We start from the raw sequence: 15,093 nt of genomic DNA on the forward strand, positions 1-15,093 counted from the left end.
CAAATCCCGGTGGAACCCGCCGGGTTCCGCGCGCCCCGCGGGGCTGGGCCGGGCGCTACCAGGGGCGGCGATCGCGCCCCGTTACATCGTGTGCGTCGGCTTGTCCGAGCTGGTCAGGCCAGCCAGCAGGGTCTCGATCTTGTGGCGCACGTTCTCGCCTTCCTGGCCGTCGGCCAGCTGCACGCCGATGCCGGCCACGCGGTTGCCCTGTGCGCCGGCCGGGGTCACCCAGATCACCTTGCCGGCCACCGGCAGGCGCTCGCTGGAATCGGGCAGCGTCAGCAGCAGGAACACCTCGTCGCCCAGGAAGTAGCGCTTGGGCGTGGGCACGAAGATGCCGCCATTCTTCACGAACGGCATGTACGCGCTGTACAGCGCGGCTTTGTCCTTTACAGCCAGGGACAGGATGCCCTGGCGGGCGTTGCTGGCACTCATCGATTTCCCCTTGCGGCAGGCCGCTCGTTCACCTTGTTCCAGGCCAGCAGCAACTCGACCACCGCAAGGTCTGCACGCACGGTGGTGCGCAGCAGGTCGCGGGTGCGGTTGGCAGCATCGAACCACGCTGCAAGCTTGTGCAATCGGTCCGGCGCGGTCAAGGCGTCGGTGCTGGCCTGGGCCAGCGCCAGATCGGCGGCAAAGCGCAGGCGCAGCGCCGCGTTTTCATCGCCGCACCACTTCTGCGCCAGCTCCACCGCACCGGCCTTGCCGGCGGCCAGTTGTTCCAGCTCGCGGCCGACGTCGCGGCGCAGGCTCAGGCTGTCTTCGCGCAGCCAGTTGTCGGCCTGGCCGGGGTGGCCGCGCGCCGCATCCAGCGCTTCGCGCGCGGAGGCTTCGCTGTGGCCCTGCTGCTGCAGCCACGCCATGGCTTCATCGCGCGGCGGCAGCTTGAATTCCAGGCGCTGGCAGCGGCTGCGCACGGTCTGCGGCAGGCGCGCCGGGTCGCTGCTGATCAGCCACAGGTAGCGGCCGGGCTGCGGTTCTTCCAGGGTCTTCAGCAGGGCGTTGGCGGCCGAGCGGTTGATGGCATCGGCCGGGTCGACGATCACCACCTGCGCCACGCCGTACTGCGGGGTCAGCGCCAGCTTGTTGGTGATCTCGCGCACCTGCTCGATGACGATCTCGGTGCGCAGCTTGTCGCCGCTCTTGTTCGGGATGAAGCTGACCAGCTGCAGGTCCGGATGCGTACCGGCGGCGATCAGCTGGCGCGTACGCGTGGCGTGCGCGGCATCGCCACGGGCCAGCACGTGGTCGGCAAGGGCCAGCGCCACCTCACGCTTGCCCAGCCCGGCCGGGCCGCAGATCAGCAGGCCATGCCCCAGCCGGTCGGCATCCAGTGCGGCCACGGTCTGGTCGAAGGCGCGCTGCTGCCAGGGCGAGAAACTGCTCATGCGCCCTCCCCGGCCTGCAACCAGCGCTCGACGCTGGCCACCACATCGGCGGCCACGCGTTCCTGCACCTGGCCGGCATCGATCAGCGCAAAGCGCTTCGGGTCCTGCTGGGCGCGGCTGCGGAACACCTCGCGCACGCGCTGGAAGAAATCGTCCTGCTCGCTTTCAATGCGGTCCGGCCACAGGTCGCGGCCATTGGCGCGGGCGCGGCCCACGGCCACGTCCACATCCAGCAGCAGGGTCAGGCCCGGCAGCAGGCCGACGGCACGACGCTCCAGGTCGGCAATCCACTGCGGGTCCAGGCCACGGCCACCGCCCTGGTAGGCGTAGCTGGAATCGGTGAAGCGATCGCTCAGCACGTAGGCGCCGCGCTGCAGTGCCGGCTGGATGACCTGGCGCACGTGCTGGGCACGCGCGGCAAACACCAGCAGCAGCTCGGCTTCGGCACTCAACGGTTCGGCGGCGATCTCGGCGTCGGGCTTCAGCACCAGGCCGCGGATGCGCTCGGCCAGCGGCGTACCGCCCGGCTCGCGGGTCAGCACGACCTCGTGGCCGTGGCTGCGCAGGCAATCGCGGATGGCGTTGATGGCGGTGGTCTTGCCCGCGCCCTCGCCGCCTTCCAGGCTGACGAAACGCGGGTGGCGAAGCAGCGCGGAACTCATTGCGCCGGGGTCTCCTTGGTGCGTTGCTGGCGCAGCTGCTGCAGGTAGCGGGCTACGGCGGCGTTGTGCTGGTCCAGGCTGGGCGAGAACACGTGCGCGCCACTGCCATCGCCTACGGCGACGAAGTACAGCGCATCGCCCGCCGCCGGCTGGGCGGCCGCCATCAGCGCATCGCGGCTGGGCATGGCGATCGGGGTCGGGGTCAGGCCGGCACGGGTGTAGGTGTTGTAGGGCGTATCGGTGGTCAGGTCGCGGCGGCGGATGTTGCCGTCGTAGGCCGTACCGATGCCGTAGATGACGGTGGGATCGGTCTGCAGGCGCATGCCGATCTTCAGGCGGCGCATGAACACCCCGGCAATCTGCGGGCGCTCGCTGGCCAGCGCGGTTTCCTTTTCGATGATCGAGGCGATCGTCAGCAGTTCATACGGGCTGTTGATCGGCAGGTCGGCGGCGCGGCTTTCCCAGGCCTCGTCCAGCGCCTTTTCCATCGCGGCATGGGCGCGCTTGAGCACGTCCATGTCACTGTCGCCGCGCTGGTAGACGTAGGTTTCCGGCAGGAAGCGGCCTTCCGGATGCTGGCCGCCGAAGCCCAGGCGCTGCATCAGCGCGGCGTCATCCAGGGTATCGGTGGTGTGCAGCAGCGGCTCGGCACGCTTGAGTGCAGCGCGCACCTGGCGGATGTTCCAGCCTTCGACAATGGTGACGCGGTGCTGCAGCACCTTGCCGGCGCGCATGCGCAGCAGCAGCTCGCGCGGGGTCAGGCTGCTGTCCAGCGCGTACTCGCCCACCTTCAGCTTGCCGGCGGCATCGAGCTGGCGGGCCAGCAGCTGCCACTGGGTGTCCTGGCCTTCATCCACACCGGCATCGCGCAGCTTGCGCAGCACGGTGTTCATGCCATCGCCGCTGGCGATGACCACGCTCTCGGCGGACGGGGTGATGTGGCGGTCGGCGAACTGGCCCTGCTGGTAGAAGAACCACGCGCCCACGCCGGCGAGGACGGCGCCCAGCACCACCACCAGCGTTACCACGAACAGACACCCGCGCTTGGCTCCCGCCATGGACTACCTCTGAATGCGATTCCGCCGTGCAGGATACCGTGCCGGGTGGCGTGGGGTCATGACCGGGGTGGCGTCTGCGTGCCGACCAACGGTCGGCACCTACCAGCAGATCCACGCCATGCGTGGATGACCGGCCGTGGGGGCGTCCGTGCCGACCAACGGTCGGCACCCACCACAAGCCATGCCAGGCGTCCGTGCCGACCAACGGTCGGCACCCACCGGGACCATGGGGCGTCTGTGCCGACCAACGGTCGGCACCCACCAGCCATGCCCGGCGGGGGGCGATCGATTACCCCTGCTGGCCCAGCGCCCGCAGCAGGCCGCGGGCCTTGGCGCGGGTCTCGTCCAGTTCCTTGTCCGGGTCCGAGTCGACCACGATGCCGGCACCGGTGCGGAAGCTCACCTCATGCCCATCCACTTCGGCGGTGCGGATCAGGATGTTCAGGTCCAGGTCGCCGTCGCGGTTCAGCCAGCCAAATGCGCCGGTATAGGCACCGCGCGGCACCTGTTCAAGTTCGCTGATGATCTGCATGCAGCGCACCTTGGGGCAGCCGGTGATGGTGCCACCCGGGAAGGTCGCGGCGATCACCTCGCCCGGGGTCACCTCGGGCCGCAGGTGGCCGCTGACGTTGCTGACGATGTGGTGCACGTGGGCATAGCTTTCCACGGTCATCAGTTCATCGACGACCACAGTACCGGGCAGGCAGATGCGGCCCAGGTCGTTGCGCTCCAGGTCGATCAGCATCACGTGCTCGGCACGCTCCTTGGGGTGGCCGACCAGCTCCTGGATGCGCGCGGCATCATCGTCGCCTTCAAAGCGCGGGCGGGTGCCGGCAATCGGCCGGGTCTGCGCGTGGCCGGCATGCACCGACACCAGCCGCTCCGGCGAGGAGCTGACCACGTGACGGCCATGCGCGGTGAACAGGCCCGCGAACGGTGCGGGATTGGCGCGGCGCAACTGCGCGTACAGCGCCTGCGGGCTGACCGGCGCGGCGAACTGCGCGCTCCAGCGCCGCGACAGGTTCACCTGGAACACATCGCCCGCGCGCAGGTACTCGATCACCCGACGCACGCCGTCGGTGAAGCGCTGCGGCGCGTCCTCGCCCACCGACTGCGGGGGCTGCCAATCCTGCCCGGCGTTGGGCAGCACGGCCGAGGCCTGTGCCAGCAGCGCATCCAGCAGCGCCTGTTCGCCCGCTTCGGCGATGACGAAGCTGGCATCGTTCTCGTGGTCGTGCAGCACGGCCGCCGGGCAGCGCAGGGCCAGTGCGGTCGGGCGGCCGTCGTCGCGCGCGCGCGCTGGCAGCACGGTTTCAATCTGGCTGGCCACTTCGTAATCGAGCATCAGCGCCCAGCCGCCGCGGAACGGCAGGCTGTGGCTGCCGTCATGCGGCAGGCGCGCGGCCTGCCAGGCGCGGTCCAGCACCTGCAGGAAGCTGCCGGCGTGTACGGCGTCGTGCTGGTCGCGCACCTGGCCGTCGGCGTCCAGCCGCAGGCTGTCGCCCTGCGCGGCCAGCAGCAGGCTCCAGCGGCCCTGGGCAGTGCCCGAGGCGGTGGATTCCATCAGCAGCGGGAAGCGCGCCGGGTCGTGCTGCTGCAGGGCCAGCAGGTCGATCGGGTGCGGCAGCGGTTGGATCAGCGGGGCGTGGGTCATGGCGGCCAGTTCGGGGTTCAGATGCACGGAAGCCGCCTTGCGGCGGCTCCGTGATGCACGGCGTTGATCCGTTTGCCGGATTGCCGATAGGTAGAGTCGACTGTCAGTCGACTGCTTTCCCATCAACGATCACCGCGGCGGATCGAAAGGCAGTCGACTGACAGTCGACTCTACCAAGGCGGTGCCGGGCAATGGCCCGGCGCCACACGTTGGTCAGACGCGCTTGAAGATCAGCGTGCCGTTGGTGCCGCCGAAGCCAAAACCATTCGACATCACCACGTCGACCTTGGCCTGGCGTGCTTCGTTGGGCACGTAATCCAGGTCGCAGCCTTCGCCCGGCTGTTCCAGGTTGATGGTCGGCGGGATGACGTTGTCCTGCAGCGCCATTACCGAGAAGATCGCTTCCACGCCGCCAGCGGCACCCAGCAGGTGGCCGGTCATCGACTTGGTGGAGCTGACCATCATCTTGTAGGCGTGGTCGCCGAAGGCGGCCTTCATGGCCATGGTTTCGCCCAGGTCGCCCAGCGGCGTGGAGGTGCCGTGTGCGTTGAGGTAACCGACCTGTTCCGGGGTCACGCCGGCGTCGCGCATGGCCATGGCCATGCAGCGGGCGGCGCCTTCGCCGTTCTCGCTCGGCGCGGTCATGTGGTACGCGTCGGAGCTCGCGCCGAAGCCGGCCAGTTCGCAGTAGATCTTCGCGCCACGGGCCTTGGCGTGTTCGTACTCTTCCAGCACCAGGATGCCGGCGCCGTCACCCAGCACGAAGCCGTCGCGGTCCTTGTCCCACGGGCGCGAGGCCTGTTCCGGAGCGTCGTTGCGGGTGCTCATGGCCTTCATCGCGCAGAAGCCGCCCAGGGCGGTCGGCGAGGAACCGCGCTCGGCGCCACCGGCCACCATCACGTCGGCATCGCCGTACTGGATCATGCGCATCGCGGTACCGATCGAATGGTTCGAGGTTGCGCACGCCGAGACCGCCGAGAACGACGGACCCTTCAGGCCGGTGATGATGCTCAGCTGGCCCGGCAGCATGTTGATGATGGTCTTGGGCACGTAGAAGGGCGAGATCTTCTTGCCCTCGTGGAAATCGATGGTCTGCTCTTCGATACCCAGCAGGCCGCCGATGCCGGCGCCGACGATCGCGCCGATGCGCTCGGCGTTGGCTTCGGTGATCTCCAGGCCTGCATCATGCAGGGCCATGAAGGAGGCACCGAGGCCGTAATGGATGAACGGGTCCATCTTCTTGGCATCCTTGCCGCTGACCCGGTACTTGCCGAACAGTTCGTTGTCGGCGGTGATGTCAAAGCCCTTGACCTCACCTGCAATCTTGGTGGTGAACCGATCCAGGTAGGCATCAGAAACGTTGGTCAGCGGACCGATGCCCGAACGACCCTGGGTGATGCCTTCCCAGCTGCTGGCCAGATCATTGCCCAACGGCGAGACGATACCCAGGCCGGTTACGACGACGCGACGCTTCATTGCTGATTCTCCTGACCCGATGATGTCAACGGGCAACTCGGTTTGCTTCGATGTGATGCTCAAACACACGGGGCCGCAACTGCGGCCCCATGGGGTGCGGTGCGCGGCGAGCGGAACCCGCGCGCGCACTGCCGTCTGACATCAGGCCTTGACGTGGGCCTTGATGTAGTCGATGGCGGCCTGCACGGTGCTGATCTTCTCGGCTTCTTCGTCCGGGATCTCGCACTCGAACTCTTCTTCCAGGGCCATCACCAGCTCAACGGTGTCCAGCGAGTCAGCGCCCAGGTCATCGACGAACGATGCGCTGTTGGTGACTTCTTCTTCCTTGACGCCAAGCTGTTCGACGACGATTTTCTTGACGCGTTCTTCGATGGTGCTCATGGGGTATCGCTCCAGATGGAGTAGTGGTTCAAAAGTGGTCGCCATCGGATGGCGATGGCCGTGGGATAGTGTAGTGGAAACCGGCGGGGCCTTGCATAGGTGCAAAAAACCCAGCAGATCAACCACTTGCGGCGCAATCCGTGCGCCCCTTGCTTACGGCATGTACATGCCGCCGTTCACATGGAGGGTTTCGCCGGTGATGTAGCCGGCCGCCGGGCTGGCCAGGAAGGCCACCGCATGGGCGATGTCTTCCGGCGAACCGAGGCGTTCGAGGGCGATGTCGTTGATCAGGGCGGTGCGGGCTTCTTCCGGCAGCGCCTTGGTCATGTCGGTGTCGATGAAGCCGGGGGCGACGACATTGACGGTGACGCCGCGTGAGCCGATTTCCTTGGCCAGCGACTTGCTGAAACCGATGATGCCGGCCTTGGCCGCGGCGTAGTTGGCCTGGCCGGCATTGCCGGTCACGCCCACCACCGATGCGATGTTGATGATGCGGCCCTTGCGCGCCTTCATCATGCCGCGCATGACCGCCTTGCTGGTGCGGAACACGCTGGTCAGGTTGGTGTCGATGATCGACGCCCAATCGTCTTCCTTCATGCGCATCAGCAGGTTGTCGCGGGTGATGCCGGCGTTGTTGACCAGGATCGAGATGGCGCCGAATTCCTTGGCGATGCCGTCCAGCACGCTGTCCAGGGCGGCAGCGTCGGTGACGTTCAGCGCGCGGCCGTGGCCGCCGTGGGCCGCCAGGCGCTCGCCGATCGCGGCAGCGCCGGATTCGGTGGTGGCGGTACCGATGACGGTGGCGCCCTGGGCGGCCAGCAGATCGGCGATGGCGGCACCAATGCCACGGCTGGCGCCAGTGACCAGTGCGATTTCACCCTGCAGGGGCTTGCTCATGATGTTGTCCTCAAACGTGGGCAGCGACCGCGCCCGTGCCGCTTGCAGCGGCCACCGGCACGGTCGGCAGGAACAGGGGGATCAGGCCGACCACGCCTCGCGGGCGCCTTCGAAGTCGCCCGGGGTGGCCAGGGAACGGCCGTCGATGGACTTGTCGATGCGCTTGATAAGGCCGGTAAGCACCTTGCCCGGGCCGCACTCGGCGATCTGGGTGATGCCACGGGCGGCCAGGGCCTGCACGCAACCGGTCCACTGCACCGGCTGGTACAGCTGCTGCACCAGCGCGGTACGGATGGCATCGACGCCGTCATGCACCTTGGCATCGACGTTCTGCACCACCGGCAGCTGCGGTGCCTGCCAGGACAGGCCGGCCATCACTTCGGCCAGGCGGTTGGCGGCTTCGCGCATCAGCGGGGTGTGCGAGGGCACGCTGACGGCCAGCTTCACCGCCTTGCGCACGCCCTTTTCGGCCAGCAGCGCCAGCGCGCGATCGACCGCGGCAGCGTCGCCACCGATGACGATCTGGCCCGGCGAGTTGAAGTTGGCCGGCACCACGATCTGGCTGCCCGCCGCTTCGGCGCAGACGTCCAGCACCAGCTGGTCCTCGGCACCGAGCACAGCGGCCATGGCACCAACGCCGGCCGGCGCGGCTTCCTGCATCAGCTGGCCGCGCAGGCGCACCAGGTGCGCACCGTCATGCAGGCTCAGTGCGCCGGCAGCGACCAGCGCGGTGTATTCGCCCAGGCTGTGGCCAGCCAGGACCGACGGGCGCGGACCGCCTGCGGCGTTCCAGGCGCGCCATGCGCCGATGCTTGCGGCCAGCAGGGCCGGCTGGGTGTATTCGGTACGGTTGAGCATTTCCTCCGGGCCACCCTGGGACAGCGCCCACAGGTCGACGCCGGCACCATCGGATGCTTCGGTGAAGGCTTCACGCACCTGCGGGTGCAGCTCGGCCAGCTCGGCCAGCATGCCCACGGACTGCGAGCCCTGACCGGGGAAGACAAATGCGAGGGTGGATACGGTCACGCGGTCATCCGCTTGTTGCAATCGAAGCGGGCCATGATAAGGGCGAATCCCCCGTGTCGTCTGTACGTGCGCGTATGCAGGGCGTATGGAGTCCGCCGGGCCATGCCCGGCGAACGGTTGGGGGTAGCGCCGGGCCATGCCCGGCGAACGGTTTGGGGTAGCGCCGGGCCATGCCCGGCGGATGCAATCAGCAGAACAGCTGCAGGACGTCCAGCTCGCCATCGGCGAACCAGTCCACGCACAGCCCCACCACCATGAGCAGGCCCAGCGTGGTGGCGCCGTGGGTGATGAAGATCGACTGCGCCAGCGCGCGGGCCGAGCGGCCCAGCTTCATGCAGACCCGGGCCAGGCCCTGCAGCCGGCCACTGACCGAATGCACGTGCGCGCGCACCGGCGCCTGCACGCCATTCATGGCCTCGGCCATCATCGCCTGCAGGTGCTGCGGCCGGTCGGCGTAATACTTGGCCACGCCATAGCCGAACATCAGCCAGTCGCGCGCCTGGGCCTCGGCCAGGTCCATCACTTCCAGCGGGTCTTCCTCGAAATCGATGAAGCCCACGTTCTGCCCGTCCCAGGTGAGGTTGCGTGGCACCGGCTGGCCGAAATACGCGCCACGGCCATGGGCCTCGGCGAGCGCCTTCATGGCCGCCGCCACCAGCCGGTCACGACCTGCGTCATCGGCTTCGCGCAGGCAGGTATTGAAGGACCCGCCGTTGTCGCCGATCACCAGCGCGGCGTGGCCGCTGCCGATCACTTCGGGCACGTTGACGCCCTGCGCGTGCAGCTCGCCCAGGCGGCGCGCCTCGGTTTTGCACGCAGCATCTCCCCCGCGGTGCGGCGGCGGACGCAGGGCATCGAGGTGGAAGCGGCGGGCGATGAAATTGAGCAGGCCCAAGGCGAATGCGCGGCTTCCCTTGCCGTACTGCTTCAGCCAGGCGCGCTGCCCTTCAATGACGATGGGCTCAACCATGACGGATCTCCTGAAACGCGTTACGGCCCCAGAGGGGCCGTAACGACAGACTTCACGTTGTCGTAACTACGCTATCAATAGCGCAGCAGGGCCGAACCCCACGTGAAGCCGCCACCGAAGGCTTCCAGCAGCAGCAGCTGGCCGCGCTCGACCTTGCCCGAACGCACCGCGGCGTCCAGCGCCAGCGGCACCGAGCCGGAGGAGGTGTTGCCGTGGCGGTCGACGGTGACCACGACCTGGTCCATCGACATGTCCAGCCGCTTGGCGGTGGCTTCGATGATGCGCAGGTTGGCCTGGTGCGGAATCAGCCAATCCAGGTCGGACTTCCCCAGGCCATTGGCCTCCAGGGTTTCGTCCACGACCGAGTCCAGCGCCTTGACGGCGTACTTGAACACGTCGTTGCCCTTCATGTTGATGGTGCCGCCGCCGTTGCCGCTGCCATCCTTGAAACCGACCGACACGCCGACCGGGTTCCACAGCAGCTCTTTCTTGCTGCCATCGGAATGCAGGTGGGTGCTGAGGATGCCGGTTTCTTCGTCGGCCTTGAGCACGACCGCGCCGGCACCGTCGCCGAACAGCACGCAGGTGGTGCGGTCTTCCCAGTCGACGATGCGGGTCAGCGTTTCGGCGCCGATCACCAGCACATGGCGGGCGTCACCGGAACGGATGAACTTGTCGGCCACGCTGAGCGCGAACACGAAGCCCGAGCAGGCCGCGTTGACGTCGAAGGCGGGGCAGCCCGACGCACCGAGCTTGGCCTGGATCAGGCACGCGGTGGACGGGAAAATAAGGTCAGGGGTGGTCGTACCGACCACGATCATGTCGAGCTGGGAAGCGTCGATACCGGCCGCTTCAAGCGCACGCACCGCGGCGTGGTAGCCGAGGTCGCTGGTGGTTTCGCCTTCGGCCGCGATGTGCCGTTCACGAATACCGGTGCGCGACTGAATCCACTCATCCGAGGTTTCGACCATTTTTTCCAGGTCGGCGTTGGTCAGGACTTTTTCCGGCAAATAGCTACCGGTGCCCGCGATCCTCGAGTAGATCCGCTTGCTCATCATGTTTCCTGTTGCGCAGGCTGCCGATCACCGGCATGCCCGGGGAAGAAGGCAAAGGCCGCTGCCTTGGGGGCAGCGGCCTTCCGGCACATCAATCTTCTTCGACGGCCGAGGTCTTGGTCTGGATGACCTTCTTGCCGCGGTAGAAACCGTCAGCAGTGATGTGGTGACGCAGGTGCACTTCGCCGGTGGTCGGGTCGGTCGACAGCTGCTTGGCGCTCAGGGCGTCATGCGCACGGCGCATACCGCGGCGGGACGGGGTGACACGGGATTTCTGGACAGCCATGGGATTGCTCCAAACTCGGTTCGATTTGCTTCGTCGTATCGTCGCGCAGGACGCCAGCGCCCAGCACACTTTCGCTTTCGCCGCAGCCGCCGACGACAATCCGGCTGCTAATGCTTTTACTCTTTCTTCAGTGCCGCCAACGCCGCAAACGGGTTGGCCTGCTTCGTTTCTTCTTCGGTCGGTGCCCAGTCCCTGTTGACTGCCTCACCGTCCGGCGACAGCGGCACCACCGGTACCGCCAGCACCAATTCATCTTCGACCAGATCCAGCGGACGCAGCTGCCCATCTTCCGGCACCAGCAACGCCTCGTACTCCTCGGGCAGGGACGATTCCTCGTCCTCGTCGCGGATCAGGCCAAGCCTCTGGGTCATCTTCACCGGCAACAGGAATCGCTGCATGCTGCGCTGACAGGTCAGCGGCAACGCGGTATCGATGGTCAGTTCCACATAGGATACCCGCAAGATGTCGTCGCGACCGAATTCAAGCGAGTAATTGCACTCACCGTCGGTATCGGCGACCAACCCTTGCAGGCGAGTCAAATCAGCCAAAGAGACCTGGCCGTCGAAGCGCCTTCGCGCTACGACCATCCGCCAAGCATCCAGCGTTTCGGGCACGTTCGCGGACATAAGCCGCTGAATACTAAGGATCGGGACCGCCGCTGTCAAATGCCCGCCATACAGGGGCTTGCTGGCAGCGCCGATGCCGGGCCAGACTGCCGCGCCCTGCCCCGGAATTGTCGCATGCCTGCCCTGCTCCTGGCCTCCACCTCCCGCTACCGCCGCGAGCTGCTGCAGCGCCTCGGCCTGCCCTTCGACTGCGCACGCCCGGAGGTGGACGAGACCCCGCAGGCCGGCGAGGCACCGCTGGCCCTGGCCGGACGGTTGGCGGCCGCGAAGGCTGCCGAGGTCGCCGCACGGCACCCCGGCGCGTGGGTGATCGGCTCGGACCAGGTGGCGGACCTGAATGGACAGCCGCTGGGCAAGCCCGGCACGGTCGAGGCCGCCTGCGCGCAGCTGGCGGCGATGGCCGGGCAGACGGTGCGCTTCCATACAGCCATCAGTCTCACGCGCGATGGAGAATCGTTTGCGGCGATGGACCTGACCGAAGTGCGCTTCCGCCCGCTGCAGGCCGGGGAAATTGCCCGCTACGTGGCCGCCGAACAACCGCTGGACTGCGCCGGCAGCTTCAAGTGCGAAGGCCTGGGTATCAGCCTGTTCGAGGCGATCGACAACCGCGATCCCACCGCCCTGGTCGGCCTGCCGCTGATTGCCCTGTGTGCGCTGCTGCGCCGGGCCGGGTTCGCAGTGCCGTAGAGCCGAGCCCATGCTCGGCTACCTCTTCGTAGAGTCGAGCTTGCTCGACTGGATGTTCAAGGCAGTCGAGCAAGCTCGACTCTACAAGAGCTACCGACCCACCTCGAACGGCTGTTCCTGCCAGTCCTCCACGCTGCCATCGCGGCCGTGCAGGCGCAGTCCCAGCCAATGCCGGCCGGGTGACAGCCCCAGCGTCTCCACGCTGGCATCGAAGCCGGCATTCGGATGCTGCGGGTCGTTGGACATCGGCCACATCGGGCGGATGTCGAGCTCGCGGCCGTACTGGGCATCGCCCACCGGCTGCCCGTCCACCAGCACTTCCACGCGCGCCAGGCCGATGCCGTCCTTGAACGCCCACCCCTTCACCGCCAACGTGCCCGACACCGCTTCGCCATTGCCCGGCGAATCGAGATAGGCCACCGCTGGCGTCACGCACTCGCCCTCGGCACGCTGCGCAGGCAGGCGGAACAGCAGGAAGCGCTGGAAACCGTGATCGTTGCTGACCACCCGCGGCGGCGGCAGCGGCCCGACCTGCGCGCACACCGCGTGGTAGCGCGGCACCAGATCGCGGAAGCGCTGGTCGCTGGGCGACAGCACCAGCAGCATCGGCCCGCTGCGCTCGCCTTCATGCACCTGGCCCCACTGCGCCAGCTGCGCGGTGCGCCCGTGCTTGTCGTTCAGCGGGTGCGGCAGCACCAGGATATCGGCGTCGCCCAGCTGGAAGCCGAGCTCGGCACCCACCTTGAAGTTGCCGGCCAGCACGCGCGTGCCTTCCGGCATCTGTGCCAGTTCGTCGCGCACGGCGGCCGCCAGCGGCTCCCAGCCGGCGAAGTTGCGCGGGTAGCACTTGTCACCGGCCAGCTGCTCGCGCAGCGAGGGCGTGGATGCCATCAGGTAATAGCCGAAGGACAGCGCCATGCCGATGCCGGCCAGCCACCAGCCGGTACGGCGCAGCCAGCGCGGCCAGCCGTTGAGCACCACCGGCACCGCCACCAGCAGCGCCAGGTAGCCGGGCAGCGGCCAGTGGAAGCTGATGCGCTCGACATCGGTGAAGAAGCCCAGCAGGAAGATGCCCAGGGTGGAAACGCCACCGACCAGGCCGAAGTAGCGCCACTGCACGCGCGCGCCCCCACCACTGCGCGTACCGGCCAGCGCCACTTTCCACATCGCGATGCACAGGATGGGCGTGACCAGCATCGGCTGGATGACCAGGAACCACAGGCCGCGCCACTCGAACGCCCAGGGATGGCGCTCGACCACCTGGAATTTCAGGCCGGCATCATGGTTGTCGGCATTCCAGGCCAGCAGCGGCAACCAGGCCAGCACGCCCACCGCCAGCGCCACCCACACGCGCGGGTCGGTCAGCATCCGCCGGCCCTGCGGCAGTGCCAGCAGCGCGATGAAGCCGACGCCGATCACGCCGATGAAGCGGTAATGGCTGAGCGCGCCGATCAGCAGGCCAAGGCCCAGCATGATGGCCGAGGACGCATCGACGTTGCGCAGCAGGCGTGCACCGGCATCCAGGCACAGCACAGCGGCCAGTGCCATCGGCACATCGGGCACGGCCAGCAGGCCCAGGGTGGCCGACAACGGCATCAGCAGGGTCAGGCTGCCCGCCTGCCAGCCAGCCACGTTGCCGAACCAGCGCGTGGCGATGCGCATGACCAGCAGTGGCAACAGGGCGCCGATGGCCAGGAACGGAAGACGCAGTGCCAGCACGTGATGGCCGCCGATCTCCACGCCCAGGCGCGCCAGCCACGCGGTCAGCCCGGGCAGGTCGGAGTACGCGGCGGCCAGGTGCTGGCCTTCCTGCCAGTAGAACGCTTCGTCCACGAACAAAGGCAGACGTGCGGCCACAAGCAGCTTGGCCGCTGTGACCAGCGTCCACAACCAGAGAAAAATCGTGCGTGCGCGTTGTTCGCCCTGCATTGCTCTATGGATAGAATCGAATGGTTCCCGAACGTGAGACGACCATGCCAGCTCCGTCCCCCATGCCCAGCATGCTAACCGATCAACTGCGCCAGGCCCTGCGGGAGGCACAGGATCAGGTCAATGCACTGGTGCTCGGCAAGGTGCCGGAAGTCAGGCTGGCTTTTGTCGCCCTGCTTTCCGGTGGCCATCTGCTCATCGAAGATCTGCCCGGCCTGGGCAAGACAACGCTGGCCCATGCACTGGCCAGCAGCCTGGGCTTGAGCTTCCAGCGCGTGCAGTTCACTTCAGACCTGCTGCCGGCCGATGTGCTGGGCGTATCGGTCTACGACGCCGGTACGCGCCAGTTCCAGTTCCACCCCGGCCCGGTGTTCTCGCACGTGCTGCTGGCCGACGAGATCAACCGCGCGCCGCCGCGCACGCAGAGCGCACTGCTGGAGGCGATGGCCGAACAGCAGGTGACCCTGGACGGGCAGACCCATCCGCTGCCCGATCCGTTCTTCGTGATCGCCACGCAGAATCCGGTCGATCTCTCCGGCACGTTCCCGCTGCCCGATTCGCAGCTGGACCGCTTCCTGCTGCGGCTGGCCATGGGCTACCCCAGCCCGCAGGCCGAGCGCGAGCTGCTGCGCGGCACCGACCGCCGCGACCTGATCGCGCGTGCCGTGCCGCAGCTGGATGACAACCAGGTGCGCGAACTGCGCGCTGCAGTCAGCCAGATCCACGTCAGCGACGCCCTGGTGGATTACGTGCAGGCCCTGCTGACCCGCAGCCGCCAGCATGCCGGCGTGCGCGTGGGCCTGTCGCCACGTGCAGGCCTGGCCCTGCTGCGCGCCGCCAAGGCGCACGCGCTGCTGCTCGGCCGCGGCCACGTGGTGCCCGAAGACGTGCAGACCCTGTTCGTCGCCGTGGCCGGCCACCGCCTGGTCGGCGAGTCCGAGTCGAACACGGGGCCGGCGCTGGCGCGCGCGATCCTGCAGACCGTCGCGGTGGATTGA

16 protein-coding genes are annotated in these 15,093 nt (G+C 67.7%); 2 read left to right on the forward strand and 14 right to left on the reverse strand.

Going from position 1 to position 15,093, the window contains the following annotated elements; all coding sequences use genetic code 11:
* Positions 1-81: 81 nt before the first annotated feature.
* The 13 genes from IAE41_RS09430 to IAE41_RS09490 all read right to left on the reverse strand — a co-directional run bounded on the left by IAE41_RS09430 (position 82) and on the right by IAE41_RS09490 (position 11,479).
* Positions 82-435 carry a PilZ domain-containing protein gene (locus IAE41_RS09430; RefSeq protein ID WP_079220849.1) on the reverse strand — a complete coding sequence of 118 codons (354 nt, stop codon included), beginning with the start codon at positions 433-435 and terminating at the stop codon, positions 82-84.
* The gene (locus IAE41_RS09435) at positions 432-1,388 is read right to left on the reverse strand and encodes a DNA polymerase III subunit delta' (protein WP_200732939.1); all 957 of its coding nucleotides are present in this window, start codon (positions 1,386-1,388) and stop codon (positions 432-434) included. The genes IAE41_RS09430 and IAE41_RS09435 overlap by 4 nt, the downstream gene beginning before the upstream one ends.
* Positions 1,385-2,050, reverse strand: a complete 666-nt coding sequence (gene tmk / locus IAE41_RS09440) for a dTMP kinase (RefSeq protein WP_079220847.1) — start codon at positions 2,048-2,050, stop codon at positions 1,385-1,387. The genes IAE41_RS09435 and tmk overlap by 4 nt, the downstream gene beginning before the upstream one ends.
* Positions 2,047-3,108: an endolytic transglycosylase MltG gene (gene mltG, locus IAE41_RS09445; protein WP_200732940.1), complete on the reverse strand. Its 1,062-nt coding sequence runs from the start codon at positions 3,106-3,108 to the stop codon at positions 2,047-2,049. The genes tmk and mltG overlap by 4 nt, the downstream gene beginning before the upstream one ends.
* Positions 3,109-3,397: 289 nt before the next feature.
* Positions 3,398-4,762 carry an aminodeoxychorismate synthase component I gene (locus IAE41_RS09450; protein ID WP_200732972.1) on the reverse strand — a complete coding sequence of 455 codons (1,365 nt, stop codon included), beginning with the start codon at positions 4,760-4,762 and terminating at the stop codon, positions 3,398-3,400.
* Positions 4,763-4,975: 213 nt separating this feature from the next.
* Entirely contained in the window at positions 4,976-6,238 is a 1,263-nt protein-coding gene (fabF, locus tag IAE41_RS09455) for a beta-ketoacyl-ACP synthase II (protein ID WP_200732941.1), read from the reverse strand.
* A 141-nt stretch (positions 6,239-6,379) separates the two neighbouring features.
* Positions 6,380-6,619 (reverse strand): acyl carrier protein, encoded by a 240-nt coding sequence (gene acpP / locus IAE41_RS09460; RefSeq protein WP_005415509.1) that lies wholly within the window; start codon positions 6,617-6,619, stop codon positions 6,380-6,382.
* A gap of 153 nt (positions 6,620-6,772) precedes the next feature.
* Positions 6,773-7,516, reverse strand: coding sequence for a 3-oxoacyl-ACP reductase FabG (gene fabG, locus IAE41_RS09465; protein WP_079220844.1), 744 nt, complete (start codon positions 7,514-7,516; stop codon positions 6,773-6,775).
* Between the two features lie 81 nt (positions 7,517-7,597).
* Positions 7,598-8,542: an ACP S-malonyltransferase gene (gene fabD / locus IAE41_RS09470; protein ID WP_079220843.1), complete on the reverse strand. Its 945-nt coding sequence runs from the start codon at positions 8,540-8,542 to the stop codon at positions 7,598-7,600.
* Positions 8,543-8,729: 187 nt separating this feature from the next.
* Positions 8,730-9,512 (reverse strand): serine/threonine protein phosphatase, encoded by a 783-nt coding sequence (locus tag IAE41_RS09475; protein ID WP_200732942.1) that lies wholly within the window; start codon positions 9,510-9,512, stop codon positions 8,730-8,732.
* Positions 9,513-9,586: 74 nt separating this feature from the next.
* On the reverse strand, positions 9,587-10,567 hold the full coding sequence (locus IAE41_RS09480; protein WP_079220841.1) for a beta-ketoacyl-ACP synthase III: 981 nt from the start codon (positions 10,565-10,567) through the stop codon (positions 9,587-9,589).
* A 91-nt stretch (positions 10,568-10,658) separates the two neighbouring features.
* Positions 10,659-10,853: a 50S ribosomal protein L32 gene (gene rpmF / locus IAE41_RS09485; protein ID WP_004154640.1), complete on the reverse strand. Its 195-nt coding sequence runs from the start codon at positions 10,851-10,853 to the stop codon at positions 10,659-10,661.
* Between the two features lie 116 nt (positions 10,854-10,969).
* Complete coding sequence (locus tag IAE41_RS09490) at positions 10,970-11,479, reverse strand: YceD family protein (protein WP_200732943.1); 510 nt, start codon at positions 11,477-11,479, stop codon at positions 10,970-10,972.
* Positions 11,480-11,593: 114 nt separating this feature from the next.
* Between IAE41_RS09490 and IAE41_RS09495 the strand changes: the two genes are divergently transcribed.
* Positions 11,594-12,166 (forward strand): Maf family nucleotide pyrophosphatase, encoded by a 573-nt coding sequence (locus IAE41_RS09495; protein WP_200732944.1) that lies wholly within the window; start codon positions 11,594-11,596, stop codon positions 12,164-12,166.
* A 90-nt stretch (positions 12,167-12,256) separates the two neighbouring features.
* Here IAE41_RS09495 and IAE41_RS09500 read toward each other — a convergent pair whose 3' ends face one another.
* Positions 12,257-14,095: a glycosyltransferase family 39 protein gene (locus IAE41_RS09500; protein ID WP_200732945.1), complete on the reverse strand. Its 1,839-nt coding sequence runs from the start codon at positions 14,093-14,095 to the stop codon at positions 12,257-12,259.
* Between the two features lie 44 nt (positions 14,096-14,139).
* Here IAE41_RS09500 and IAE41_RS09505 point away from each other — a divergent pair, with 44 nt between their 5' ends.
* Positions 14,140-15,093, forward strand: coding sequence for a MoxR family ATPase (locus IAE41_RS09505; protein ID WP_079225108.1), 954 nt, complete (start codon positions 14,140-14,142; stop codon positions 15,091-15,093).

This window comes from Stenotrophomonas sp. S39 (assembly GCF_016624665.1).
Taxonomy (GTDB): Bacteria; Pseudomonadota; Gammaproteobacteria; order Xanthomonadales; family Xanthomonadaceae; genus Stenotrophomonas.

Coding starts and splice junctions, on each gene's coding strand:
- IAE41_RS09495 (WP_200732944.1), top strand. CDS start 11,594: ATGCCTGCCCTGCTCCTGGCCTCCACCTCCCGCTACCGCCGCGAGCTG.
- fabF (WP_200732941.1), bottom strand. CDS start 6,238: ATGAAGCGTCGCGTCGTCGTAACCGGCCTGGGTATCGTCTCGCCGTTG.
- mltG (WP_200732940.1), bottom strand. CDS start 3,108: ATGGCGGGAGCCAAGCGCGGGTGTCTGTTCGTGGTAACGCTGGTGGTG.
- IAE41_RS09505 (WP_079225108.1), top strand. CDS start 14,140: ATGCCAGCTCCGTCCCCCATGCCCAGCATGCTAACCGATCAACTGCGC.
- tmk (WP_079220847.1), bottom strand. CDS start 2,050: ATGAGTTCCGCGCTGCTTCGCCACCCGCGTTTCGTCAGCCTGGAAGGC.
- rpmF (WP_004154640.1), bottom strand. CDS start 10,853: ATGGCTGTCCAGAAATCCCGTGTCACCCCGTCCCGCCGCGGTATGCGC.
- IAE41_RS09450 (WP_200732972.1), bottom strand. CDS start 4,762: ATGACCCACGCCCCGCTGATCCAACCGCTGCCGCACCCGATCGACCTG.
- fabG (WP_079220844.1), bottom strand. CDS start 7,516: ATGAGCAAGCCCCTGCAGGGTGAAATCGCACTGGTCACTGGCGCCAGC.
- acpP (WP_005415509.1), bottom strand. CDS start 6,619: ATGAGCACCATCGAAGAACGCGTCAAGAAAATCGTCGTCGAACAGCTT.
- IAE41_RS09480 (WP_079220841.1), bottom strand. CDS start 10,567: ATGAGCAAGCGGATCTACTCGAGGATCGCGGGCACCGGTAGCTATTTG.
- IAE41_RS09500 (WP_200732945.1), bottom strand. CDS start 14,095: ATGCAGGGCGAACAACGCGCACGCACGATTTTTCTCTGGTTGTGGACG.
- IAE41_RS09435 (WP_200732939.1), bottom strand. CDS start 1,388: ATGAGCAGTTTCTCGCCCTGGCAGCAGCGCGCCTTCGACCAGACCGTG.
- IAE41_RS09430 (WP_079220849.1), bottom strand. CDS start 435: ATGAGTGCCAGCAACGCCCGCCAGGGCATCCTGTCCCTGGCTGTAAAG.
- IAE41_RS09475 (WP_200732942.1), bottom strand. CDS start 9,512: ATGGTTGAGCCCATCGTCATTGAAGGGCAGCGCGCCTGGCTGAAGCAG.
- IAE41_RS09490 (WP_200732943.1), bottom strand. CDS start 11,479: ATGTCCGCGAACGTGCCCGAAACGCTGGATGCTTGGCGGATGGTCGTA.